The sequence below is a fragment of the Kribbella sp. CWNU-51 genome, assembly GCF_054073265.1.
Window position 1 is genome coordinate 29,696 of sequence record NZ_JBSXMZ010000047.1, and the last position, 23,814, is coordinate 53,509.

The 23,814-nt window shown below is 68.3% G+C and carries 23 protein-coding genes; 13 read left to right on the forward strand and 10 right to left on the reverse strand.

All coding sequences use genetic code 11. The features are described from left to right. The first annotated feature begins 175 nt into the window (after positions 1 to 175). Positions 176 to 997 (forward strand): ATP-binding cassette domain-containing protein, encoded by an 822-nt coding sequence (locus ACXC9Q_RS36175; RefSeq protein ID WP_457061147.1) that lies wholly within the window; start codon positions 176 to 178, stop codon positions 995 to 997. Continuing rightward, positions 994 to 1,650: a hypothetical protein gene (locus ACXC9Q_RS36180; RefSeq protein ID WP_457061148.1), complete on the forward strand. Its 657-nt coding sequence runs from the start codon at positions 994 to 996 to the stop codon at positions 1,648 to 1,650. Before ACXC9Q_RS36175 ends, ACXC9Q_RS36180 begins: the two co-directional genes overlap by 4 nt. A gap of 1 nt (position 1,651) precedes the next feature. Here ACXC9Q_RS36180 and ACXC9Q_RS36185 read toward each other — a convergent pair whose 3' ends face one another. Both ACXC9Q_RS36185 and ACXC9Q_RS36190 read right to left on the reverse strand, forming a co-directional pair. Beyond that, on the reverse strand, positions 1,652 to 2,698 hold the full coding sequence (locus ACXC9Q_RS36185) for a LacI family DNA-binding transcriptional regulator (protein ID WP_457061149.1): 1,047 nt from the start codon (positions 2,696 to 2,698) through the stop codon (positions 1,652 to 1,654). Between the two features lie 4 nt (positions 2,699 to 2,702). Beyond that, positions 2,703 to 5,066 carry a glycoside hydrolase family 3 N-terminal domain-containing protein gene (locus tag ACXC9Q_RS36190; protein ID WP_457061150.1) on the reverse strand — a complete coding sequence of 788 codons (2,364 nt, stop codon included), beginning with the start codon at positions 5,064 to 5,066 and terminating at the stop codon, positions 2,703 to 2,705. A 266-nt stretch (positions 5,067 to 5,332) separates the two neighbouring features. Between ACXC9Q_RS36190 and ACXC9Q_RS36195 the strand changes: the two genes are divergently transcribed. The 3 genes from ACXC9Q_RS36195 (at position 5,333) to ACXC9Q_RS36205 (ending at position 8,685) form a co-directional block, all read left to right on the forward strand. Beyond that, positions 5,333 to 6,688: an extracellular solute-binding protein gene (locus ACXC9Q_RS36195; RefSeq protein ID WP_457061151.1), complete on the forward strand. Its 1,356-nt coding sequence runs from the start codon at positions 5,333 to 5,335 to the stop codon at positions 6,686 to 6,688. A 160-nt stretch (positions 6,689 to 6,848) separates the two neighbouring features. Beyond that, on the forward strand, positions 6,849 to 7,790 hold the full coding sequence (locus ACXC9Q_RS36200; RefSeq protein ID WP_457061152.1) for a carbohydrate ABC transporter permease: 942 nt from the start codon (positions 6,849 to 6,851) through the stop codon (positions 7,788 to 7,790). Between the two features lies 1 nt (position 7,791). After that, entirely contained in the window at positions 7,792 to 8,685 is an 894-nt protein-coding gene (locus ACXC9Q_RS36205; protein ID WP_457061153.1) for a carbohydrate ABC transporter permease, read from the forward strand. Here ACXC9Q_RS36205 and ACXC9Q_RS36210 read toward each other — a convergent pair. Genes ACXC9Q_RS36210 through ACXC9Q_RS36225 form a run of 4 tightly spaced genes read right to left on the reverse strand, consistent with a single transcriptional unit; the run spans position 8,675 to position 11,328 of the window. Then, a complete protein-coding gene (locus ACXC9Q_RS36210; RefSeq protein ID WP_457061264.1) occupies positions 8,675 to 8,857 on the reverse strand; it encodes a hypothetical protein in 183 nt (60 codons plus the stop codon). The genes ACXC9Q_RS36205 and ACXC9Q_RS36210 overlap by 11 nt on opposite strands. Further along, the gene (locus tag ACXC9Q_RS36215; RefSeq protein ID WP_457061154.1) at positions 8,796 to 9,449 is read right to left on the reverse strand and encodes an FAD:protein FMN transferase; all 654 of its coding nucleotides are present in this window, start codon (positions 9,447 to 9,449) and stop codon (positions 8,796 to 8,798) included. The genes ACXC9Q_RS36210 and ACXC9Q_RS36215 overlap by 62 nt, the downstream gene beginning before the upstream one ends. Further along, complete coding sequence (locus tag ACXC9Q_RS36220; RefSeq protein WP_457061155.1) at positions 9,446 to 9,949, reverse strand: FMN-binding protein; 504 nt, start codon at positions 9,947 to 9,949, stop codon at positions 9,446 to 9,448. The genes ACXC9Q_RS36215 and ACXC9Q_RS36220 overlap by 4 nt, the downstream gene beginning before the upstream one ends. Further along, the gene (locus ACXC9Q_RS36225) at positions 9,946 to 11,328 is read right to left on the reverse strand and encodes a ferredoxin reductase family protein (protein ID WP_457061156.1); all 1,383 of its coding nucleotides are present in this window, start codon (positions 11,326 to 11,328) and stop codon (positions 9,946 to 9,948) included. The genes ACXC9Q_RS36220 and ACXC9Q_RS36225 overlap by 4 nt, the downstream gene beginning before the upstream one ends. A gap of 241 nt (positions 11,329 to 11,569) precedes the next feature. On the opposite strand from ACXC9Q_RS36225, the gene ACXC9Q_RS36230 reads away from it, so the two are divergent. Beyond that, complete coding sequence (locus ACXC9Q_RS36230) at positions 11,570 to 13,027, forward strand: HelD family protein (RefSeq protein ID WP_457061157.1); 1,458 nt, start codon at positions 11,570 to 11,572, stop codon at positions 13,025 to 13,027. Positions 13,028 to 13,377: 350 nt separating this feature from the next. Then, complete coding sequence (locus ACXC9Q_RS36235) at positions 13,378 to 13,920, forward strand: ATP-binding domain-containing protein (RefSeq protein ID WP_457061265.1); 543 nt, start codon at positions 13,378 to 13,380, stop codon at positions 13,918 to 13,920. On the opposite strand, the gene ACXC9Q_RS36240 is transcribed toward ACXC9Q_RS36235, so the two are convergent. Then, entirely contained in the window at positions 13,820 to 14,221 is a 402-nt protein-coding gene (locus ACXC9Q_RS36240; protein ID WP_457061158.1) for a (R)-mandelonitrile lyase, read from the reverse strand. The genes ACXC9Q_RS36235 and ACXC9Q_RS36240 overlap by 101 nt on opposite strands. Before the next feature lie 2 nt (positions 14,222 to 14,223). Further along, entirely contained in the window at positions 14,224 to 15,105 is an 882-nt protein-coding gene (locus tag ACXC9Q_RS36245) for a helix-turn-helix domain-containing protein (RefSeq protein WP_457061159.1), read from the reverse strand. Positions 15,106 to 15,206: 101 nt separating this feature from the next. On the opposite strand from ACXC9Q_RS36245, the gene ACXC9Q_RS36250 reads away from it, so the two are divergent. The 5 genes from ACXC9Q_RS36250 (at position 15,207) to ACXC9Q_RS36270 (ending at position 21,524) form a co-directional block, all read left to right on the forward strand. Then, positions 15,207 to 16,244 carry a zinc-binding dehydrogenase gene (locus ACXC9Q_RS36250; RefSeq protein WP_457061160.1) on the forward strand — a complete coding sequence of 346 codons (1,038 nt, stop codon included), beginning with the start codon at positions 15,207 to 15,209 and terminating at the stop codon, positions 16,242 to 16,244. Then, a complete protein-coding gene (locus ACXC9Q_RS36255; RefSeq protein ID WP_457061161.1) occupies positions 16,241 to 16,618 on the forward strand; it encodes a DUF2255 family protein in 378 nt (125 codons plus the stop codon). Before ACXC9Q_RS36250 ends, ACXC9Q_RS36255 begins: the two co-directional genes overlap by 4 nt. 16 nt (positions 16,619 to 16,634) lie before the next feature. Then, entirely contained in the window at positions 16,635 to 17,603 is a 969-nt protein-coding gene (locus tag ACXC9Q_RS36260) for an aldo/keto reductase (RefSeq protein WP_457061162.1), read from the forward strand. A gap of 168 nt (positions 17,604 to 17,771) precedes the next feature. Then, positions 17,772 to 20,183 (forward strand): transglycosylase domain-containing protein, encoded by a 2,412-nt coding sequence (locus ACXC9Q_RS36265; protein WP_457061163.1) that lies wholly within the window; start codon positions 17,772 to 17,774, stop codon positions 20,181 to 20,183. A 78-nt stretch (positions 20,184 to 20,261) separates the two neighbouring features. Beyond that, the gene (locus ACXC9Q_RS36270) at positions 20,262 to 21,524 is read left to right on the forward strand and encodes an aminotransferase class I/II-fold pyridoxal phosphate-dependent enzyme (RefSeq protein ID WP_457061164.1); all 1,263 of its coding nucleotides are present in this window, start codon (positions 20,262 to 20,264) and stop codon (positions 21,522 to 21,524) included. Here the strand turns inward: ACXC9Q_RS36270 and ACXC9Q_RS36275 are convergent. Next, on the reverse strand, positions 21,515 to 22,054 hold the full coding sequence (locus tag ACXC9Q_RS36275; protein ID WP_457061165.1) for a PaaI family thioesterase: 540 nt from the start codon (positions 22,052 to 22,054) through the stop codon (positions 21,515 to 21,517). The two genes, ACXC9Q_RS36270 and ACXC9Q_RS36275, sit on opposite strands and share 10 nt — an antisense overlap. Positions 22,055 to 22,226: 172 nt before the next feature. Between ACXC9Q_RS36275 and ACXC9Q_RS36280 the strand changes: the two genes are divergently transcribed. Then, positions 22,227 to 22,895 carry an excalibur calcium-binding domain-containing protein gene (locus tag ACXC9Q_RS36280; protein WP_457061166.1) on the forward strand — a complete coding sequence of 223 codons (669 nt, stop codon included), beginning with the start codon at positions 22,227 to 22,229 and terminating at the stop codon, positions 22,893 to 22,895. Here the strand turns inward: ACXC9Q_RS36280 and ACXC9Q_RS36285 are convergent. Continuing rightward, a complete protein-coding gene (locus ACXC9Q_RS36285; protein WP_457061167.1) occupies positions 22,835 to 23,731 on the reverse strand; it encodes a hypothetical protein in 897 nt (298 codons plus the stop codon). The two genes, ACXC9Q_RS36280 and ACXC9Q_RS36285, sit on opposite strands and share 61 nt — an antisense overlap. Positions 23,732 to 23,814 lie beyond the last annotated feature (83 nt).

The following is a 23,814-nucleotide window of genomic DNA, read 5'->3' on the forward strand; positions in this document are numbered from 1 at the left end:
GCTGGCCGAGCCTGGCCCGGACTGGTTCGACGCCGGTCGTCGTACGACGCGACGGCCGGTGTCGGACTCACAGTAGGGGCCGAGCGTCGGCGTTCGTGGTGCCGGCGAAGATCCCGGTGACCGGACCGCCCGCCGGCGAGCGGGATGACCCCCAATGCGTGGATAGGCTCGCCGCATGGAAGTCGTACGGCTCCGGAAGGTCTCCAAGCGGTACGGCCGGCGGGAGATCCTGGCGGACGTCGACCTACGGGTGAACGCGGGTGAGCTGCTCGCACTGGTCGGCGCCAACGGCTCGGGCAAGTCCACCGTGCTCAAGCTGATGGTCGGCCTGTCCCGTCCATCGACGGGCACGGTCCGGCGCACCGCGCGGGTCGTGAGCTACGTGCCCGACGTGTTCGCGTCGCACGATCGCTTGTCGGCTTCGGCGTACCTGCGGCACATGGGACGGATCCGTGGCCTCAGCGCCCGGGTGGCTCGGGACCGCGCCGGCGAACTGCTGGATCGGCTCGCGCTGTCGGGTGGCGCGGACACGCCGATGCGGAAGTTGTCCAAGGGCAACGCGCAGAAGGTCGCGCTGGCCCAGGCACTGCTCGACCCACCGCAACTACTCGTCCTCGACGAGCCCTGGTCCGGACTCGACTCCACCGCTCACGCGACACTGCGCGAGCTCCTCACCGAAACTGCCGAGCAGGGCGCCGCGGTCGCCTTCACCGAGCACTCCGACCTGGTCGTGCGCTCCATCGCGACCCGAGTCTGCGAACTCCGCAACGGACAGCTTCACGCCACCGAAGGCAGGCCACCGGCAACGCTGACCGAGATCTCCCTGATCGCCGGGGCCGAGCTCGACTGGACCCGGCAGCCGGACGTCCTCGAGGTACGCCGCCACGACACCGGTGTCACGTTGATGCTGCCGACCGGCCGCCACGACGCGGCCCTGCTGACTGCGCTCAATCACGGCTGGTCGGTCACCGCGGTCCGGCAGGTGAAGCCCGAGTGACCGCCCTCTACCGCTACCTCATGGCCAGCGTCCTGCTCTCCCAGCGCTACCTCCCGCCGACGCTGATCTTCCTCGCCGCAATGGCCGTCGGTACGACGTCCGACAACGGACCACTCCAGTCGTCGTATGCGTTCTGCGTGCTCGCGATGCTGGTCTGCGCGACCTGGCTGACGGTGAGCCTCGTCAACCACGAGGACCCGACCCAGCACAAGATCACCCTGGTCATGATCGGCAGTTCGCTGCGCGTCCTCGCGATCACCGTCACCGTCGTCCTGACCTGGTGCGTCCCGCTGCTCGTGGTCGGCATCGTCTACCCGATCGTCACCGGGAAGCACGTCGTCACGGCCGGCGATCTCGTGGTCGGCGCGGCCGCCCAACTCGCAGCCGCGATGATCGGTATCGCCATCGGACTGCTCTGCTCGAGCCTGGTCATCCCCCGCATCGGCATCGCGATGCTGACCGCGGCCGCCGCGATTCTGGCCGTCCTCCTACTCCGCTGGATCTCCCCGATCCGTCCCCTGATGACGCTGCTGTCGGATGGACGCACGCCGGGCGGCACCGCCGTACCGCTCACGCTCCTGACCGCCTTGGCCGTGGCCATCCTGATCGCTGCCCTGTTCGCCACGAAGGCGCTCGCCGACCGGAGGGGATGAGTCAGGAGGCGACGACGGAGGAAATGTGGTTGGGGGCGGCTGAGCCGCGGATGATCAGGGAGGTGGCGAGTTCTACGTGGTGGGAAGCAACCTTTTCGCCGGCGGCGAGTTGGAGGGCGGTGCGGAGGGCGACAGCGCCCATCTCGCGGAGGGGCTGCTTCACGGTGGTCAGCGGCGGTGACGCGAGGCGGGCGACCTCGGTGTCGTCGAAGCCCACCACGCTGAGATCCTCGGGGACGCGCAGACCACGCGCTCGAGCCGCCTCGAGAATGCCGAGTGCCACTTCGTCGCTGCCGGCGAAGATCGCGGACGGACGGTCCGGTAGATCGAGGAGCGCACAGCCGCCGACCAGGCCATCGTCGTACAGGAAGTCCTGCAACCAGATGTGCTCGGCCGGCACGGGCGCGCCGACCGCCTCCATGGCGCTGCGGAAGCCGCTCATCCGGGCTTGGTTGCAGCCCGAGGTCGGCGGACCGCCGACGTAGCCGATCCGGCGGTGCCCGAGCGACAGCAGGTACTGGGTCGCGGCCATGCCGCCGGCGAAGTTGGTCGAGCCGACGCTGGTCACATCGGGCTGCGCGATGTTCACCGGGTCCACCACCACGAGCGGCAGCCGGGCCCGCGACAGCGCGGCCAGGTCCGCCTCGGACAGTTCGCTGGTGATGCCGATCGCGGCCCGGCGGCGGTTGCCGATCAGTTCCCGGATCCACCGGGCCGTCCGGCCGACGTTCGACGGTCGCGGATACCGCGGGTGTGCGTTGAGGATGACATCCACACCGGCCTCCTGACCGGCCTCGACCACGCCCTGGATCACCTCGACCGAGTACGCGTTGACAACGCCCTGGTAGAACAACTCGACGGTGTCGCGCTGGACCGGGTCCGGCCGGCGGCCGACGTACCCGTGCCGCTCCAGGATCTCCTGCACCCGCGCCCGGGTGGCCGGAGCGACGTCGCTGCGACCGTTCACTACCTTGGAGACCGTCGCCACCGAGACGCCGGCCGTATCCGCCACCGTCGCCAGGGTGACGCGACCCTTCAACCGCGACATCTCATCACCCTCCTCCGGGATCCTGAACCGTCACCGGCGTCGTCAGCACGCGCTGGTGCCCGACCACCCTCACATCCCCGGTGATCCGGACCGTGGCACGACACGGCAGGTCCATCGACGACGTGCCCAGCATCACTTCGAAGTCTCCGGGCTCGACGATCCGCCGCAGATCGGGACCCGTGTACGCCGTCCGATCGGCGTGCACCCGGAACGTCACGTCGGCCGCGGCCCCCGGCTCCAGCGACACCCGCGAGAACCCGGTCAGCAACTTCAACGGCCGCGCCACCCGCGCCACCACATCACGCAGATACAGCTGGACGACCTCGTCGCCGGCGCGTTCACCGGTGTTCCGCACCCGCACCGTCGCGGTGAACTCGCCGTCGTTGCCGATCTCGGTCGCACTCAACCGCAGGTCGTCCACCGCGAAACTCGTGTACGACCCGCCGTACCCGAAGGGAAACAGTGGCCGGACCTCGAGGCCGCTGATGCCGGCGCTCTCCACGCTGCCGAGAGCCGGCTGCAGGTAGGTACCGGGCTGCCCACCGACGTGCCGTGGGATCTGCACCGGCAGCTTGCCACTCGGCACGATCCGCCCACTGAGGACGCCGGCCATCGCGCCGGCACCCTCCTGGCCGGGAATGAACGCCTGCACCAGGCCGGCGACCCGATCCGCGATCCCGCCGAGCGCATAGGGACGACCCGAGACCACCACGACCACGACCGGTGTGCCGCTGTCGAGCAGCGCGTCGAGCAGGTCGGCCTGAACCCCGGGCAGCCGCAGGTCCTCGGCGTCACACCCTTCGCCCGAGGTGCCGTGGCCGAACAGTCCGGACAGGTCGCCGACGTACGCGACACAAAGGTCCGCGGCACGCGCCGCCTCGACCGCCGCCGTGAAGCCGGAGCGGTCCTCGCCCATGACCTCGCAGCCCTTCGCATGCAGGAGATCCACGCCGGACAGTTCGTTGCGCAGGGCATCGATCGGGGTGGTCACCTGGATGCCGAGATCGCGGTCGGGATACCGCGGCAGGACATGGTTCGGGAACGCGTAGCACCCCATCAGCGTGCGCGCGTCGCCCGCGCACGGCCCGACCACCGCGACCTTCGTCAGCTCGCGCGACAGCGGCAACGCCGAGTCGGCGTCGAGCAGCACGACGGACTTCTCCGCGAGCTCCTGCGCGATGGCCCGGTTCTCCGCCGAGTCGAGGTCCACCCCACCGGCACGGACCGAACCCTCCGGGGTCCACCCCGGATCGAGCAGACCCAGCTCGATCTTCTGCAGCAGCAGTCGCCGCGCCGCGCGATCGATCAGGTCCTCGGACACATTCCCCGACTTCACCTTGTCGAGCAGTCCGGCGAAGCCGATCGCGTCCGGCAGCTCGACATCGGTGCCGGTGGTCAGCGCCACCACGCCCGCATCGGCGTTGTCGGCCGCGACCCGATGCATCGAGGCGAGGAACGGCACCGCCCAGTAGTCCGACACGACCGTGCCGCCGAAACCCCACTCGTCACGCAGTACGTCGGTGAACAGCCACGGATCCGCACTCGCGGGCAGCCCGTCGATATCGGAGTACGAACTCATCACCGACGCGGCGCCGGCGGTCGCGATCGCGGTCTCGAACGTCGGCAGGATGATGTCGAGCAACTCGCGCCGGCCCATCGACACCGGACCGTGGTTGCGCCCGGCCCGGGACGCGGAGTAACCGGCGAAGTGCTTCAGCGTCGCGAGCACGCCCGCACTCTGCAGGCCCCGGACGTACGCCGAACCCAGCAGCGCGACCAGATACGGATCCTCGCCGATCGTCTCCTCCACGCGACCCCAGCGATAGTCGCGGACCACATCCAGCACCGGCGACAACCCTTGGTGTACGCCGACCGCCGCCATGTCCCGCCCGATCGCGGCGGCCATCCGCTCGACCAGTCCGGGATCGAAAGTTGCACCCCATGCGATCGACGCCGGGTAGACGGTCGCGCCGTACGTCGTGAAGCCGGTCAGGCACTCCTCGTGGACCAGGGCCGGGACGCCGAGCCGGGAGTCCTTCAGGACGACCTCGTGCTGACGGATCAGCTCGGCCAGACCCTCCTCGACCGACAGCGGGACGCTGCCCCAGACCCGGGTCAGGTGACCGAGGCCGTCGCGGCTCGCCTCGGCCAGCGACAGCGAGGCGCCGGTGGCGAACACGTCCTCCATCGGCGCGACGTTGATCGTCTCGTCCGCGGGCAGTTCGGTGTCGGCCATGTCGTTGCCGGCCCAGCGGCTCCCCAACTGGGCGATCTTCTCCTCCAGCGTCATCGCCTGCAGCAGCAGGTCGGCGCGCCTGGCGGCGGACAGCGCGGGATCGCGCCACGGCCGATCACTCGAGGTGGACAAGAAGTTCTCCCTAAATCAGAACCCGGCATGGTGACAAAGTATCGAAAACTTTCGACGATTCCGGCTGATGTTGCGGTCCGCGGCGGTTTTCGTGATTCTCCTGTGACAACAAGCGAATCCGTGACCTCACTGTGACCCCAGAGTGCCAGTTGTTCAAGTCTTGACAGCAGTATCTCCGAAATCTATGTTTCGAAAACAAGTCATATCGACAGGTGCTTCCGCAACCTGTGGGGGCAGCACGGAGTACGGAGATCACAGTGGATCCCATGACGACATCTCGGCGTACCTTCCTCGGCCTGGTCGGTGGCGGCGCACTGGCGGCCGGTCTCGCCGCGTGCGGCAGCTCCGGCCCGAAGAGCACGCCCGGTTCGACCAGCAGCGGCGGCGCGGCCGCCGGCAGCGGGACGACGACGTACTGGTTCCTCACCGGTCAGCCGCAGCAGGCGATCCGGGAGGCTCAGGTCAAGCGGTTCAACGACGCGAACTCGGGCAGCACGATCAAGACCACCGAGTTCCAGAACGACGCCTTCAAGCAGAAGATCAAGACCGCCATCGGTGCCGGCCAGGGCCCGACGCTGATCTGGGGCTGGGGCGGCGGCGGCCTGAAGTCCTACGTCGACGCCAACCAGGTCGAGGACCTGACCGGCTGGTTCGGCGACCAGGCCGACCTGAAGAACTCGATCTTCCCGTCCGCGTTCGGCGCGGCCACCGTCGGCGGCAAGATCTACGCGATGCCGGTCGAGACCGTCACGCCGATCGTGCTGTTCTACGACAAGCGCTCGTTCGAGAAGGTCGGCGCCGAGCCCCCGAAGTCGTGGCAGGACATCATGAACCTGGTGCCCAAGTTCAACGACAAGGGCATCGCGCCGTTCTCGCTCGGCGGGCAGTCCCGCTGGACCAACATGATGTGGCTGGAGTTCCTGTTCGACCGGATCGGCGGTAGCGAGGTCTTCCAGAGCATCTACGAGGGCAAGGCGAACGGCTGGTCCGACCCGTCCGCGCTGAAGGCGCTCGAGGAGATGCAGAACCTGATCAAGGCGAACGGCTTCATCAAGGGCTTCTCCTCGATCACCGCCGACTCCAACGCCGACCAGGCCCTGCTCTACACCGGCAAGGCCGCGATGATGCTGCACGGCGCCTGGACCTACGGGAACATGAAGGCCTCTGGTGGCGACTTCGTGACCGGCGGGCACCTCGGCTACATGAACTTCCCGCCGTACGACGGCGGCAAGGGCGACCCGACCGACACCGTCGGCAACCCGGGCCAGTACCTGTCGATCTCCTCCAAGGCCAGCCAGGCCGACAAGGACAACGCGAAGAAGTTCCTGGCCAACAACACCCTCGACAAAGACTCGGTCGACGCGTGGGTGAAGTCGGGCAACATCGCGGTCGCGAAGAACTCGAAGGACAGGCTCTCCTCGATCACCGACACGAACGACAAGGACTGGCTGAACTTCGTCTACGACACCTCGGCGAACGCGAAGACCTTCGCCCAGTCCTGGGACCAGGCGCTCAGCCCGACCCAGGCCGAGACGCTGCTCGACAACATCGCCAAGCTGTTCCAGCTGTCGATCTCCCCGCAGCAGTTCGCCGACAACATGAACGCGGTGATCGGCCAGTGACTGTGCTTTTTGCCACGCCTCCGGCGCGGCGGGTCATGGGGCCTTGGCTCCCGCCCTTCCCTCGTCGCTCCGGTCGCTTCGCTCCCTCCGCTCCTCAGTCCAGGGCGGGAGGCCCCATGACCGGGCGCTCTGCGCTCCTCACTCAAGGTCCGGAGGCCCCATGACCACGACCGCTCCGCCCGTCGCACCGGCGACCGGCCGCGCAACGACGGACGGCCACGGCTCGTCCCGCGTCGGGCGGAGCGGTCCGGTCGCCTGGATGGTGCTGCCCGCCCTGGCCGTGTTCATCCTCTTCGGCGTCGTTCCGCTGATCGGCGTATTCGTCCTCAGCTTCACCCAATGGGACGGTCTCGGCCCGATCCATCCCGCCGGCGTGTCGAACTGGCGCGTCGCGCTCAAGGATCCGGGGCTGTACCACGCGCTGTTGGTGACCTTCGAGATCATGATCCTGTCCTGGTTGGTCCAGACCCCGATGAGCCTGTTGCTCGGGGTGTTCCTGGCCGGCCGGCAGCGCTACCGCGCGTTCCTCGCCGTCCTGTTCTTCATCCCGCTGCTGCTCAGCTCGGCGGCGATCGCGATCACCTACAAGGCGCTGCTCGACCCGAACTTCGGTCTCGGGCCCGGTCTGCACCTGAGCCTGCTCACCCAGGACTGGCTCGGCAAGGGCAACCTCGCCATCGCCGTGATCATCTTCATCGTGTCCTGGCAGTTCATCCCGTTCCACTCGCTCATCTACCAAGGCGGCGTCCGGCAGATCCCGGTCTCGATGTACGAGGCGGCCGCGATCGACGGCGCGGGGCGGGTGCGGCAGTTCTTCAGCATCACGGTGCCGCAACTGAAGTACACGATCATCACGTCGTCGACGCTGATGGTGGTCGGGTCGCTGACCTTCTTCGACCTGATCTTCGTGCTGACCGCCGGTGGACCGGGCGACTCGACCCGGGTACTGGCGCTGCTCATGTACCAGCAGGGGTTCATGTCCAACCAGATGGGTCTGGCCAGCGTGATCGCGGTCGTCATCGTCGTCCTGGGCCTGCTCCTGGCGCTGCTGCTCCGCAAACTCGGCGGCAGCACGACAGCCAGCCAGATGGAAGGAATGTGACATGGCCGTGGTGATCGGGGAAACGCGGGCGACGGCGCGCCCGGCCGGCCGCGGCGGCGCTCCGGCCGGGCGAAAGCTGCGCCAGATGAACTGGCTCGGCGGGATCGCGGGCTGGCTGTGGCTCCTGGTCGTGATGGTCCCGCTGTACTGGATCGTCGTCACCAGCTTCAAAGACCAGACCGTGTACTTCACCCACAACCCGCTCTCACTGCCGACGGAGCCGACGCTCGCCAACTACCGACTGGTGATCGAGTCCGACTTCCCGCGGTACTTCCTGAACAGCGTGATCGTTGCCGCCGGCACCGTGATCCCGGCGGGCGCGATCGCGTTCATGGCGGCGTACGCGATCGTCCGCGGAGCGGGCAGCCGATTCCTGGGGCTGACGAACGGGTTGTTCCTGATGGGCCTCGCGATCCCGCTGCAGGCGACGATCATCCCGGTCTACCTGCTGATCATCAAGATGCACCTCTACGACAGCCTGCTCGCGCTGATCCTGCCGTCGATCGCGTTCGCGATCCCGCTGTCGGTGCTGGTGCTGACCAACTTCATCCGGGACGTACCGAAGGAACTGTTCGAGTCGATGCGGGTCGACGGCGCCAGCGAGTGGGGGATGCTGCGGACGCTCGCGCTGCCCCTCACCCGGCCGGCCCTCGTCACCGTCGGCATCTACAACGGCCTCGCGGTCTGGAACGGCTTCCTGCTCCCCCTGATCCTGACCCAGAGCCCGGAGAAGCGGACGCTTCCCCTCGCACTGTGGACCTTCCAGGGTCAGTTCAGCGTGAACGTCCCGGCGGTCCTCGCCTCGGTCGTGCTCACCACTCTGCCGATCGTCATCCTGTACGCCGTCTTCCGTCGTCAACTGCTCAGCGGCCTGACCGCCGGCTTCAGCAAGTAGCTACAACCGGCTCGTCCCTGGCCTCAGGGCTCAGGACGAGGTGGCGCGTGCCGTCGCTGAGGATCACCAGGCCGGTACGCCGGGGGCGGGACCGGAGCCAGGTCAGTGCGTCAGACCCCAGGGCGAAGGCCGCGGTGGCGTCGATGTCCGCCTGGGTGAGGGTCGGGTAGATGACGGTGACCGAGGCTAGCGTGTTCGGCGTGGTGCCGGTGCGAGCGTCGGATGTGGTCGCCGCGCCGGTGCAGGGCGGAGGTGGCGATCGCACCGCTGCGGATCGGGACGACAGCGGCCAGCTTGTCCGGGTCGTGCGGATCCTCGATGCCGATCCGCCAGGCGGGCGAGTCCGGCGTGGCGACGTGACACGTCATGTCACCGCCGGCGGAGAGGCAGTAGTCCGTGTCCGGCAACTTTTCGAAGGCATGCGCGGCGCGTTCGACCGCCCATCCCTTCACCACTCCACTCGGGTCCAATCCGTGCTCGCGCCGTACGTCGAACGCACCGCCGGACTCCACTCGGGCGCGTTCGCCCAGCTCGAGGACTTCGGCGACCTCGGGCGGACAGTCCGCGACGGTCAGCTCGCCGCGGTTGAGGCGGGAGATGTACGAGTCCGTGCGGTAGGTGCTGAAGATGCGGTCGGCTGCGCGGAGGATGTCGAGCGCGCCGGCCCACGCCCGCGCGGCCAGGTCGTCGTCGGTGTGGCGGCCGCGCAAGGCCAGGCTGATCGGCATACCCATCACGTGGTCGACGTACCGGCTCGTGGTCATCTCGCCTGATCCAAAGCGCTTTGCAGGGAACGGATGTAGCCGTCGCTGGTGACTGTCGCGCCGCTGACCATGTCGATCTGTGCGCTCTGCGCCTGCTTGGTCTCGTCGATCAGGATCGGCAACGCATAGTCGTTGATCTCGGCGTCACGGTGATTCCCGTTCGGGTACTGCAGGACGCTGACGTCGGTGATCTTCCCGCTCTGCAGAGTGAGCTGGACCTGGACCGGTCCCCACTGCGTCGACGCAACGTCACCGGTGACCGTGGACGAGGACGACGAAGGCGTTGTCGACGGCGAGGGAGTGCCGCCGGTGTCGGTCCCATCACCGCCGGACCCGGCACCGGCCGCGGGGCTGGGCGTCGGCGTGCTGCTCACCGAGCCGCTACCGATCGGCGGCGCCACGGCCTGCGGCCCGGAGGTCGAGGTGTGGTAGCCGAACAGCAGCACGACAACAGACGCCGTACCGAGGAACCAGAAGACGATGCGTTTCACAGAGCTCACCAACTGAAGGATTCGAGATGGAGGCGTTCGGGCGGGAGGCCGGCGGCGGTGAGGGTGCGTTTCACCAGTTGGGTCCAGTTGTCGGGGCCGCACAGGTAGACGTCGCGCTCGGCGATGTCGGGGATCCAGGACAGCAGGGCCTGCAGGTCGTCGAGGTTGTCGATTCCTGGGCCGAGCCATGAGTTGGTGCGCCGACGATGACCGGGCAGTGTCAGCAGGTCGAGACCGCGCTGGTACCGCAGTGCCTGCAACTCAGAGGAGAACAACGGCTCGTCGGTGTACCGCTGGACCAGGATCGCGTCGCGCGGGGCGTAGCTCAGCCCCTCGGCGAGAGCTCGCAGCGGCGTGATGCCGACGCCGGCGCCGATCAGGGCGATCTTCCGCTCGGTCCGGGCTCGCAGACTCAAGCGCCCGTACGGACCCTCGACGAACACGCGCGTGCCTGGCCGCACCGCGCGGAGTGCCACACTGCCATCACCGGCCTCCTGGACGGTGATGCGCAGACCGCGTCCGTCCGGCGCGGCCGACAAGGAGTACGGGTTGGCCCGCGTCCAGCCTGGCCGGCCGAGGAACCGCCAATGGAAGAACTGCCCGGCCTCGGCTCGAAGCCGGTCCAGTCGCCGACCCGCGACGTACACCGAAACCACGCGATCGGCCTCGGGTACGACGGCTGTCACGCGCAACCCGTGTCGTACGTTGCGCCAGATCGGCACACCGACCCGGTAAACGAGGATCGTCGCTGCCGCGACCGCCCAGGCCGTCCACCAGAACACGGTCCGGCCGGTCGAAGACAGGAACTCCTGGCCCGTCCACAGCTGGTGCGGAAGCGCGAGTCCGACCCCGAGATAGGCATACAAGTGCAGGAGATGCCATGACTCGTACCGGATCCGCCGTCGCGCGGCCTTGATACTCGTCACCACGCTCACACACAGGCAGACGGTGCCACCGACCGCGAGCAGCATGCCGGGATAGTCGACGGTCAGATCCCACAGCATCGCGGGTGTCTTGCCCAACTCCCCCGCGGCGTACCCCCAGGTGATCGTGACGACATGCGCCAGCATCAGATTGAACGACGTGAACCCCACCAGCCGGTGAATACGAGCCAGGCGGTCCTGCCCGAACGCGGCCTCGAGCACCGGCACACGGGCCATCAGGACAACCTGGGCGAGCAGCAACACCGCGGCCACCAACCCGGTCAGCCGGCCCAGCGAGGTGAGCGCGGTGGCCCAGCCGCCCAGCTCCTGCACCCCGCCGCCGGCCACCCACCAGTAGCTGACCAGCAACAGGCTCAGCCACAGCACGGCGAGGGCGCCGAGCCGCACCGAACCGTCGTTGCGAGCCCGTCGTCCTGGCAGCACGAGGACGGGTGTCTCGATCATGGCGGCTCCTGGGATGTGGCGGATCCACCCCAGTGTCGAGTGGCCATCTGAGCGCGACCTTCGGCTTCCCTGTGAGCCGGCTGTGAAACGGTCGTTCCAGATCGGCGGGTATTGCCCGCGGCGACGGAATTCGCTACCGTTGAGTGTTTTGTGTCGTAAAACAAAAAAGATGCCCTGGAAAGGCATCTGGCAACAGATTATCAGGAATTCGGGGATTCTGCAATCACGAATCGGGGGCAGGATGACGGATCAGGTGCCGGCGCGCGAGATCGCCGCGGAACAACGCCTGGTGACGGCGATGTACGACCGGCTCGACGTGCTGCGGGAGCGGGCCCGGGCGGAACTGCACCGCGTCCAAGGCGAGGAAACCACGCAGCACAATCAGGGCTACACGGAGCGCGAATCGTTCAAGGACTTGTTCTCCGGCCGCTTCTCCCAGTTGTCGTCGGTGGAGCGCGGATTGTGTTTCGGGCGGATCGACGAAACCGCCGGCGACCGGTTCCACATCGGCCGGATCGGATTGTTCGACGAGGACTACGACCCGATCCTGATCGACTGGCGGACTCCGGTCGCGCAGGTCTTCTACCGCGCCACGTCGGCCGACCCGCTGGGCGTCAAGCGGCGGCGGCACATCCGGCTGCACGGCCGGACGGTGGTCGGCGTGGACGACGACGTCCTCGACCTCGACGCACTCGATGACGCCGAGCGCAGCACGCTGATCGGCGAGGCCGCGCTGCTGTCGTCGCTCGGCGCGAGCCGTACCGGCCGGATGAACGAGATCGTCGCGACGATCCAGTCCGAGCAGGACGAGATCATCCGCTCCGGACTCCCTGGCGTCCTCGTCGTCCAAGGTGGTCCGGGCACCGGCAAGACCGTGGTCGCGCTGCACCGGGCGGCGTACCTGCTCTACACGTATCGCGAGCAACTTGCGCGCAGCGGCGTACTGGTGGTCGGGCCGAACAGCACGTTCCTGCGCTACATCGACCAGGTGCTGCCCTCGCTCGGCGAGACCGGCGTCGTGCTGGCGACGATCAGTGAGCTGTACCCGGGTGTGGTGGCGACGGCGCCGGAGTCGCCGGCGGCCGCCCGGATCAAAGGTGGCCTGGCGATGGCCGACGTCCTCGCGCAGGCGGTCCGCGGCTTCCAGCCGGTCCCGGGCGGGCCGATCAGGCTCAAGGTCGACCAGCACGAGCTCGTGCTGCATCCGGACGTCGTACGCAAGGCGCAGACCAAGGCCCGGGAGTCGGACGAGCCGTACAACCGGGCACGCGGGATCTTCGTCGGGCGGATCCTCAAGACGTTCACCAACCAGATCGTCGACCGGCTCGGGCGCCAGTACGTCGGCGCGGAGGACATCGAGGACATCCGCAAGGAACTGACCGAGGACGACCGGGTCCAGGCGCTGCTCGACCGCCTCTGCCGGAACTCACTCCGCAACTCGTCGTGTCGGTGCTGTTCTCCTCACCCGAGCGACTGGCCGCGGCGGCACCGCACCTCACCGACGAGGAACGTGCCGCAGTGCTCCGGCCGCTGGACGCGGACTGGACACCGGCCGATGTCCCGCTGCTCGACGAGGCCGCCGAGTTGCTCGGTGACACCGACGCGACTGTTGCCGCACGCAACCGTCAGGCTTCCGATGCGGACGCGGCCGAGGCGGCCAACCGGGAGTACGCCCGCGGCGTCGTCGCTATCGAGCTGACCGCGGACCGGATCGAGATCATGCCGTGGGAGATCGAGCAGTTCGCCGATCTCGTCGCCCGCCGGACCCAGCTGATCGAGAACCCGGTCACCCTGGCGGAGCGCGCGGCCTCCGACCGCACCTGGGTGTTCGGGCATGTGATCGTCGACGAGGCGCAGGAGCTGTCTGAGCTGGACTGGCGGATGCTGATGCGCCGTTGCCCGCGTCGCTCGATGACACTGGTCGGCGACATCGCCCAGACCGGGTCGGCGGCGGGCGTGCGGTCGTGGGCCGACCTGCTCGACGCGTACGCGCCGCGGCGGTGGCGCAGCGCCGAGCTGACCGTCAACTACCGCACACCCGCGGAGATCATGACCGTCGCCGCGGACGTCCTGACCGCGATCGACCCGTCACTACTGCCACCGACCTCGGTCCGCGAGACGGGCGTCGATCCGTCGATCCGGAGCGTGCCGGCCGGGGAGTTCACCGATGCCCTGATCACCGCGATCAAGGCCGAACGCGAGTCGATCGGCGACGGCCGCCTCGCCGTCATCGTCCCGGCGCCGCGGTACGCCGAGCTGGCCGCCGTACTCCCGGATGTCGCCCACGGCCACGATCCGTCCGTCCTGGACGCGGACGTCGCGCTCCTCGACGTACTCCGGTCCAAGGGCCTCGAGTTCGACGCCGTGCTGATCGCCGACCCGGCCGGCATCATCACCGAGTCCGACCGCGGCCTCTCCGACCTCTACGTCGCCGTCAGCCGCGCCACCAAACGCCTCGGCATCCTCAGCCCCGGCGACCTGCCGGAGGTGCTCACGCAGGTACGACGTACTCCGCGTCCGGGACGTGGTCGCCCCACTCGGTCTCCGGTTCGTCGGAGCCGGTGCCTTCCCAGATGGCGGTGTGGACCATGAAGTTGTCCGGGGCACCGCCGTGCCAGTGCCACTCTCCCGGCGGGGTGTAGATCACGTCGCCGGGGCGGATCACGGTGACCTCGCCACCGCGGGACTGGATCAGGCCGACGCCGTCGGTGACGTGCAAGGTCTGGCCGTTCGTGTGCCGGTGCCAGGCGGTCCGGGCACAGGGCGCGAACCGGACGGTGTTGACCCGCACCCGGGACGGCGCCTCGCCGCGGATCACGACGTCGAACCAGACGTCACCGGTGAACCACTCGGCGGGGCCTTTGGCGGTGGGGGTCTTGGGGAGGATCTGCACAGCTATTCCTTGTCTTGAGCAACGATTTCGGCGGGCCGATCCTGGGTGGCGGCCCAGCTGGCCAGCAGCTTGAGCGCGTCCGCGGTCGGCGTACCGGCCGGCGCGGTGTAGACGAGCAGGATCAGGCCCGGGTCGGACGGGAACTCCATCGCCTCGAAGTCGAGGTCGAGGTCGCCGACGACGGGGTGGTGCAGCTTCTTCTTGCCGGTCCGGTGGAAGCGGACGTTGTGCGCGGCCCACCGGGTCCGGAAGGTCTCGCTCCGGGTGGACAGCTCGCCGATGAGCTCGGTCAGCGCTTTGTCGTGCGGGTTGCGGCCGGCCTCCAACCGCAGGATCGCGGCGATGTCGTCGGCCGCGCGCTCCCAGTCGGCGAAGAACTCCTTCGACGCTGGGTCGAGGTAGACGAACCGGGCGGTGTTCGCCGGGCGGCGTGGGTCGGCGAGCATCGGCGCGTAGAGGGCCTGCGCCATCGGGTTCGCCGCCAGCAGGTCGTGGCGTCCGTTGCGGATCCAGGCCGGCGCGTCGGTGATCGCGTCCAGGACCTGCTGGATCGCCGGCCGCACCCCCTTCATCGCCGTACGCCGCCGGACTGTGGGGCTGGGGTCGGACTCGCGGGCGAGGGTGAACAGATGAGCCCGCTCGGCGTCGTCGAGTTGCAGCGCGCGGGCGAGCGCCTCGAGAACACTCTCGGACGCACCGGCCAGGTGCCCTCGCTCGATCCGGACGTAGTAGTCCACCGAGACACCGGCCAGCAGCGCCACCTCTTCCCGTCGCAACCCCTTCACTCTGCGGTTGCCGCCGTACACGGGCAGGCCCGCCTGCTCAGGGGTCAGGCGCGCACGCCGGGAGCTGAGGAACTCCTTGATCTCGGCTCGGTGGTCCATGCCGCCAAGGTTACGGACCGTCGCCGGGAGGAGGGAGGCACTGGCATTACCTGGATCGGCAGTGACTCCCGCGCGGCTGGAACGTGACCTTTACTGGGACCATGCGAGCGACTTACATGTACGGCGCCGGAGATGTGCGCGTCATCGACGTACCGGATCCGGTGATCCAGCAACCGACGGACGCCCTGGTGCGGGTGGTCCGGTCCTGCATCTGTGGCAGCGACCTGCATCCGTATCACAACCTGCCCGCGACGCCGGAGGGGAAGTCGATGGGCCACGAGTTCGTCGGCGTGGTCGAGGACGTCGGCGGCGAGGTGACGACGGTCCGCGCGGGCGACTTCGTCATCGCCCCGTTCGCCTGGTCCGACGGGACATGCGACTTCTGCAGCGAGGGCCTGCAGACCTCCTGCCGGCACGGCGGCTTCTGGAACGCGAACGGCGTGTACGGCGGCCAGGCCGAGGCCGTCCGGGTACCGCTGGCCGACGGCACGCTGGTGAAGGTGCCAGTGGGTGAGGACTCCGCGCTGGTCCCGTCCCTGCTGACTCTGTCCGATGTTTACGGCACCGGTTACCACGCGGCGTTGAAGGGCGGCGTGTCTGCACGGACCTCCGTCACCGTGATCGGCGACGGCGCGGTCGGCCTGATGGCTGTCCTGTCGGCGAGGCAACTCGGGGCCGAGCGCATCATTCTGATGGGCCGGCACAAGGTCCGCACGGATCTCGGCCTCGAGTTCGGCGCGACCGACGTGGTCGCCGAGCGCGGCGATGAGGGCATCGCCAAGGTCCGCGAGCTCACCGGCGGCGACGGCACCCACGTCGTCCTGGAGGCCGTCGGCCACATGCCGGCGTACGAACAGGCCATCGGCGTCGTCCGCCCCGGTGGCGTGATCAGCCGCGTCGGCGTCCCGCAGTACACCGACGCGCCGGTCGGCTTCGCGAGCCTGTTCGGCCCGAACATCACCCTGACCGGAGGCGCGGCCCCGGCCCGCGCTTACATCGAGCCTCTCCTGCCCGGCGTACTCGAGGGCAAGGTCGACCCCGGCAAGGTCTTCGACCGCACCATCGACCTCACCGACGTCCCCGACGGCTACCGCGCCATGGACGACCGCGAGGCCCTGAAGGTCCTGGTCCGCTCATGACCACCTGGACAGCCGAGGAACTGCAGCGCATCGGCGATGCGACCGAGCTCCGGGTCTCGTCGTACCGCAAGGACGGCACACTCCGGCCCTACGTGACGATCTGGATGGTCCGGGCCGGCGACGACATCTACATCCGGTCCATGGTCAACGCGGGCACCCCCTGGTACCGCCGGGCGAAAGCCAGTGGTACCGGCCGCATCAAGGCCGGCGGTGTCGAACGTGACGTCACCTTCGCCGAGGCCGCCGAGGACGTCCACATGAGCATCGACGACGCCTACCACGCGAAGTACGACCGCTACGGCCCCGGTCCTGTTGGTGCCGTGGTCGGTCCCGGCGCCGCGCCGGTGACCTTACGCCTCCTCCCCCGCGACTGAAGGAAGAAGCAAGCTGATGGAGTACACACGTCTGGGCAAGTCAGGGCTCAAGGTCAGCCGGATCGCCATGGGGTGCATGAGTTTCGGGGACACCTCGCGAGGGTTCAGCGAGTGGGCATTGGACGACGCCGCGGCTGAGCCGATCTTCCGGCAGGCGGTCGAGCTCGGCATCACATTCTGGGACACCGCCAACGTCTACGGGTACGGCAGCTCCGAGGAGATCGTCGGCCGGGCGATCACCAAGTACAGCCGGCGCGAGGACGTCGTACTGGCCACCAAGGTGCACTTCCGGATGCACGACGGCCCGGGCGGATCCGGCCTGTCCCGCAAGGCGATTCTCGAACAGATCGACGCGTCGCTCACCCGGCTCGGGACCGAGTACGTCGACCTGTACCAGATCCACCGTTTCGACCCGGATGTCCCGGTCGAGGAGACGATGGAGGCACTGCACGACGTCGTCGGGGCCGGCAAGGTGAGGTACCTCGGCGCGTCGTCCATGTGGGCCTGGCAGTTCGCGAAGCTGCAGCACGCGGCCGACCTGCACGGCTGGACCCGGTTCGTCTCGATGCAGAACCAGTACAGCCTGATGCAGCGCGAAGAAGAACGCGAGATGTTCGGCCTGCTCGCCGACCAGGGCGTCGGCAGCATCCCGTGGAGCCCACTCGCCAAGGGCCGCCTGGCCAGGCCGTGGGGTACGTCGACGCGCCGCGCGGACACAGATCCCGTCGGCCGCCGCTTCTTCGCCGCCAACGACGAACCCATCGCCGACGCTGTCCAGGCGGTCGCCGAGGCCCGCGGGGTCCCGATGGCGCAGATCGGCCTCGCCTGGGTCCTGCACAACCCGGTCGTCGCCGCTCCCATCGTCGGCCCCACCAAACCGAACCACCTCGCCGACGCCGTCGCCGCCCTCGACATCACCCTCACCCCGGAAGAGCTCACCACGCTGGAGTCGGCCTACACACCCCGCCCACCCACCGGCTACTGACCCATCGGCTGAGCCGTGACGCACGCCACGCCGTGGTACTCGCGGAGCCTGGAGTGATCGCCGCGGAGTGAACGCACCGTCACAGATGGTGAGATCGCCGCGCAGATGTGTAAAGTCCGTAACGAAAAGGGTCCCGGAAGCCCTTTTCCTGCCGTAATCTGCCGGACCATGCACAAAGGCGAGCGGGCTCGACGGCCCAACGTCGTTCAGTCGGTGTTCGTTTTCCTCGTGGTGAGTGCGCTGGCGGGAGCTCTCGTCGCCGGCCTGGCGCTCCCCCTGGCGGGTCTGGCCGGGGTGACCACGGCGAAGGCCCACGACACCGTGCAGTACCTGCCGCAGGACCTGAAGACGGCGCCGCTGGCGCAGAAGACCATCATCCAGGCGGCGGACGGCACGACGATCGCCACGCTGTACCAGGAGAACCGGACCCAGGTCACGCTGAAGCAGATCAGCCCGATCATGCTCCAGGCGATCGTCGCGATCGAGGACGACCGGTTCTACCAGCACGGCGCCCTGGACGCGAAGGGCACCCTGCGCGCCATGCTGCGCAACCAGTCGTCCGGCGGCGTCCAGCAGGGTGGCTCCAGCATCACCCAGCAGTACGTGAAGCTGACCCTGATCAACAAGGCGCGCACGCCGGAGGCAGTGAAGGCGGCCACCGCCGAGACGTACGAGCGCAAGATCGCCGAACTCCGCTACGCGATCGCGGTCGAGAAGCAGTTCTCCAAGGACGAGATCCTCAACCGGTATCTGAACCTGGCCTACTTCGGCGACCGCTCGTACGGCATCGACGCCGCGGCCATGCACTACTACGGCGTCCACGCGGCGAAGCTGACGCTGCCGCAGGCGGCGATGCTGGCCGGCCTGGTGAAGAACCCGACCGGCTACAACCCGATCGACCACGCGGGGCGCGCCAAGGAACGTCGCGATGTCGTGCTGCGCCGGATGCAGGAGCTCAACGTCGTCACGGCCAAGCAGGCCCAGGACGCGATCAAGACGCCGGTGATCAATCCGGCCAAGGTCATCAATGTCCCGAGCGGCTGCGCGAGCTCCAGGTACCCGTTCTACTGCGACTACGTCGTCGCCAAGCTCAAGGAGAACCCGGCCTTCGGCAAGAACCCGGAGGACGCGGAGAACTACATCGAGACCGCAGGCCTGGTGATCCGCACCTCACTCGACCCGAAGATCCAGGCGGCGGCCGAGTCCTCGATCAAGAAGCACTCCAAGCCCGGCGACCAGGCGGTCGCGGCGATCACGATGGTCCAGCCGGGCACCGGCCTGGTGAAGGCGATGGCGCAGAGCCGGAGCTACGGCAGCAAGAAGGGCCAGACGACGTACAACTTCAACGTCGAGAAGTCCTACCCCGGTGGGTACGGCGGCTTCCAGAACGGCTCGACGATGAAGGCGTTCACGATCGCCGCCGCGATCGGTAAGGGCGTGCCGCTCACCTACCGGATCAACTCCCCGCAGACGATCAGCCTCGGTGGCAAGAAGTTCAGCACCTGCAGCGGTACGACGTCGGTCGACGAGTACAACCCGAGCAACTCGACCAGGACGATGATCGACCCGTCCATGATCGACGCGGCCAAGGCCTCGACCAACACCTACTTCCTGCAGTTGTCCGAGCAGATCGGCCTGTGCCCGATCGCCACCATCGCCGCGAAGCTCGGCATGTACGACGCCCAGACGATGAAGCCGCTGGAGCAGGTGGTGTCGTTCACGCTCGGGTCCGCCGGTCTGATCACGCCGCTGATGCTGTCGAACGCGTACGCGACGTTCGCCGCGCGCGGAATGTACTGCACGCCGGTGGTCGTCACCGCGATCACCAACAAGGGCAAGGCGATCCCGACCCCGGGTCCGGGCTGCCGCCGGGCACTCTCGCCGACGGTCGCCGACGGCGTGAACTACGTGCTGCACAAGGTGATGGAGCCCGGCGCCACCGGCGGCAAGCTGAAGTTCGGCAAGAGTGATCTGGGCGGCAAGACCGGAACCATCCAAAACAACCACGCGGTCTGGTTCGCCGGCTACTCGTCCAAGCTGGCCGCTGCGTCGGTGGTGGCCGACGCCAACCCGCCGTACAAGGATCTGATCGGTCAGACCCTCAACGGCGAGAAGATGCGTGATGCCTCCGGTTCGGGGACCGCCGGTCCGATCTGGGAGACGGCGATGCAGTTGGCGCTGCGCGGACTGCCGACCAGCAAGTTCGTCCAGCCGGACGACAAGACGATCCGCGGCAACGTGAAGGACCTGCCGTACCTGAAGGGCATGACCCCGGTGGACGCCACGGCGAAGCTGCTGTCGATGGGCTTCAAGGCCGCGATCTCTCCGACCCCGGTGGACTCGGACGCGCCGGCGGGCACGGTCGCGTCCACCACGCCACGGCAGGAGGACGGTGCGCCCGAGGGTGCGACGGTGACGCTGGTGCTGTCCAACGGCAGCAAGGCGCCGCCGACCGTCCCGACACCGCCGATCATCCCGCCACCGCCGGGTACGCCGCCGACGATCAAGCCGCCACCCGGTATCCCGGGCTGCCCACCCTGGGACCCCAAGTACCCGAAGTGTGGCCGCGGCGGCCGCTGACCAGTCCCTGTTTCTCCACGCGGTCGGGTGATCACTAGGCTGGGGCCCAACACCTAGCACCGTGAAAGGACTCCCCCCGTGAGTGTCGAAGAGTTGACCGCCCAGCGTGACCGTGCCCGGCAGGACTATGAGGCGTTGGTGGCGAAGGGGCTGAAGCTCGATCTCACCCGCGGGAAGCCTTCGCCGAAGCAGCTGGATGCGGCCAACGGAGTGCTGGGGCTGGAGGGGAAACCGGTCGCGGCCGATGGGACCGACCTGCGGAACTACGGCGGGTTGAACGGGCTGCCGGAGTTGCGCGCGATTTTCGCCGAGGATCTGCAGGTGCCGGTCGAGCAGTTGCTGGCGGCGGGGAACTCTAGCCTCGAACTGATGCACGACGCCGTCGTGTTCGCGCTGCTCGGGAAGGTGCCGGGGGCCGAGCAGCGGTGGGCCGACGTGGACGGGCTCGCGTTCCTGTGCCCGGTGCCGGGGTACGACCGGCATTTCGGGATCTGTGAGCGGTTCGGGATCCGGATGATCCCGGTGCCGATGACTGCCGACGGACCCGACATGGACGTCGTCGAGCGGCTGGTCGCCGAGGACGCGCGGATCAAGGGCATCTGGTGCGTGCCGAAGTACAGCAACCCGGACGGCGCTGTCTACTCCGACGAGACCGTCCGCCGGCTCGCCGCGATGGAGACCGCGGCACCGGACCTCCGCATCTTCTGGGACAACGCGTACGCCGTCCATCACCTGACCGACTCGCCCGCGACGATCGCCGACGTACTCGCGCTGTGCGCTGAGAACGATCACCCGGATCGGGCCTTCGTGTTCGGCTCCAGCTCGAAGATCACGTTCGCCGGCGCCGGCGTCGCGTTCTTCGGATCGTCACCGGCCAACCTCGAGTGGTGGCTCAGCCACACCGTGAAGCAGAGCATCGGTCCGGACAAGATCAACCAGCTGCGGCACGCTCAGTTCCTCCGCGACGCCGACGGGCTGCACGCGCACATGCGGACGCTGGCCGACGTGATCCGGCCCAAGTTCGACGTGGTCGACAAGATCCTCACCGCCGAGCTCGGCGGCACCGGCCTGGCCTCGTGGACCAACCCGGCCGGCGGCTACTTCATCAGCCTGCAGGTGCCGGAAGGTTGCGCCCGTGAGGTCGTCGCCAAGGCCAAGGCGGCCGGCATCGCCATCACCCCGGCCGGCGCCACCCACCCGTACGGCGACGACCCCACCGACCAGACCATCCGCATCGCCCCCACCTACCCCGAACTCCCCGAGGTTGAAGCCGCCATCACCGGCCTCGCCACCTGCGTCCGCCTGGTCGCCACCGAGAAGCTCCTCGCCGATCAGGCCTGAGGCACCTCGAAGATCAGGCACGTAGAAGTCGCCTGGGCCAGCAGCGTGCCGCGCTCGTCGAACAAGCGGGATTCGGCGACCGCGGTACGGCGGCCTCGGCTGATGATGGTGCCTTCGCAGCGGAGCAGACCTGACTTGACGGTGACCGGCTTGATGAACCGGGTCATCAGGTCGAGGGAGGTGTAGCCGATGCCGGCCGGCAGAGTCGAGTGCACGGTGCAGCCGGCCGCGGTGTCGAGGAGTGTCGCGATGATCCCGCCGTGGACCGTGCCGAGCGGGTTGTAGTGGAACTCGGCCGCCGGCATGAACACCGTGACGCGCCCCTCCTCCGCCTCCAACCCGGTCGCTCCGACCAGATGCAGGATCGGTGGCGCCGGGATCTCCCCACCCTGCATCGCCCGCAGCATCTCCAGGCCCGAGGTGCTCCCGATCCGCGCCGCCGTCAGCGCCGGGTCCATCCACGAGAAAGTCCGGCTGCGGCTCGTCGAGTCGTCCGCCAACCCGGGCGCCTGCTCCTGCGTCTCAGTCATGCACCGAGCCTCACACCACCCCGCTGGGTCTGTCAACGAGACTTAGCCCTCACACGACGGCCCACGCCGCGAGGACTGCGGTCAAACGCATGAAACACAAGGGCTTCCTGGCCCCGGGCTTCCCTCTCTGCCTGCTGTCGCTAGGCTGCTGCACGCACTGGGGAGGTTGGGAGTGAGGCAGTTCAACGCACCGCCTGGTTGGCCCGATCCGCCGACGGCGCGGTGGCGACCACCGAAACATTGGCGGCCCGCAAAGACATGGCCGCCCGCGCCGGACGCCTGGGCGTTCTGGGTCGACGAGAACGGCCGCGCCGTCCGCGGTCCGCTGGGCCGGTTCGGCGGCACGAGCAGGGTCAAGTTCGGCGTGATCGCAGCGATCCCGCTCGCGCTGATCGCCTTGGTGCTGTTCAACCCGTTCAGCGGCGGCGAGTCGGCCAGTACGGCGCCCACCGGCGCAGCGACGACCGAGGCCGGGACAACTCCGGCGCCGGGGAGCACGCCAACCGCACCGCAGTCCAAGGCGCCGACGACAGCACCGACCACCGAGCCCACGCACGAGCAGACCCGGACCCCGAGCGAGACACCGACTCCGAAGCAGACACCGAGCCCTACGCCGACACCGACGCAGACGCGACCGTCGGAGCCGGCGCCCACACCGACCGAGTCGGTGCCGACCACCGAGCCGACCGCGCCCCAGGCCACGACCACGACCGTGGTCTACAAGAACTGTGCCGAGGTGCGCGCCGCCGGTAAGGCGCCGCTCCACCGGGGCGACCCTGGCTACTCGACCGAACTGGATCGCAACGGTGACGGCGTCGCCTGTGACCGCGGCAATTCCTGACGGATGCCGTCGTTCCACAGCTCCTGGGTCTGACTCACCCAGAACGCGGCGAACAGCAGGATCAGTGCGCCCTCGATCCACAGGACGGCGTGCTGCCAGCCGAAGAGCGCCTTCCAGCCGACCATCACGAGCGGCGCGAGCACCATCAGCAATGCGATCACCGAGTACCGGTTCGCCGGCGAGTGCGGGACCGCGTGCTTGCGCTGCTTGCGCCGGAACTGCTCGGCATTCAGCAGGACCACGGCGATGATGCACACGAACATCGTGATCGCGGCCGCGTAGTGCGCGTTGTCGATGAAGCCCTCGCGGTCGACGAAGAACCACACGAGCCCACCACCGAAGATCAGCGTCGACACGGCGAGGCCGACCACGTACATCCACGTCCACTGGTTCGGGTGCTGGATGCGATCCCGGATGATGAAGATCGCGGCGACCACCAGACACGGCACGGCGATGATGAACAACGCGAGCATATTGTTCGAGACGTTCGCCGCCGCGTCGCCGAGGTCCACCGGCACCGAGTGGCAGGTGCCCCGCCCCGGCGTCGGGACCAGCGCGACACCGGGCGCGAGAATGCCGGCCACGTTGAGCAGGATGTCCTCCGGCTCGGTGTTGCCCTTCAGCACCACCATGCACACGCCGATCGTGATCAGCGAGCCGACGAAGATCGCGCGTACCGGTGTGTAGTAGTAGGCACTGATCGAGTTCTGCAGGCAATGCGGATCGGTCTTCGACCACTCGATCACCAGCGACGCGCCGAGCAGGACGATCATGGCGATCATCGCCATCCGCAGATAGCGATAGGTCTTGATGGAGTAACCACCGGGCACAGGCATCGTCGGTCCCCCTGATACGAGCTCCCCCTACATCTCGCAGTATGCGCTCGCGGTGGCAACCCGGCACGCCGTACGGGCCTCTG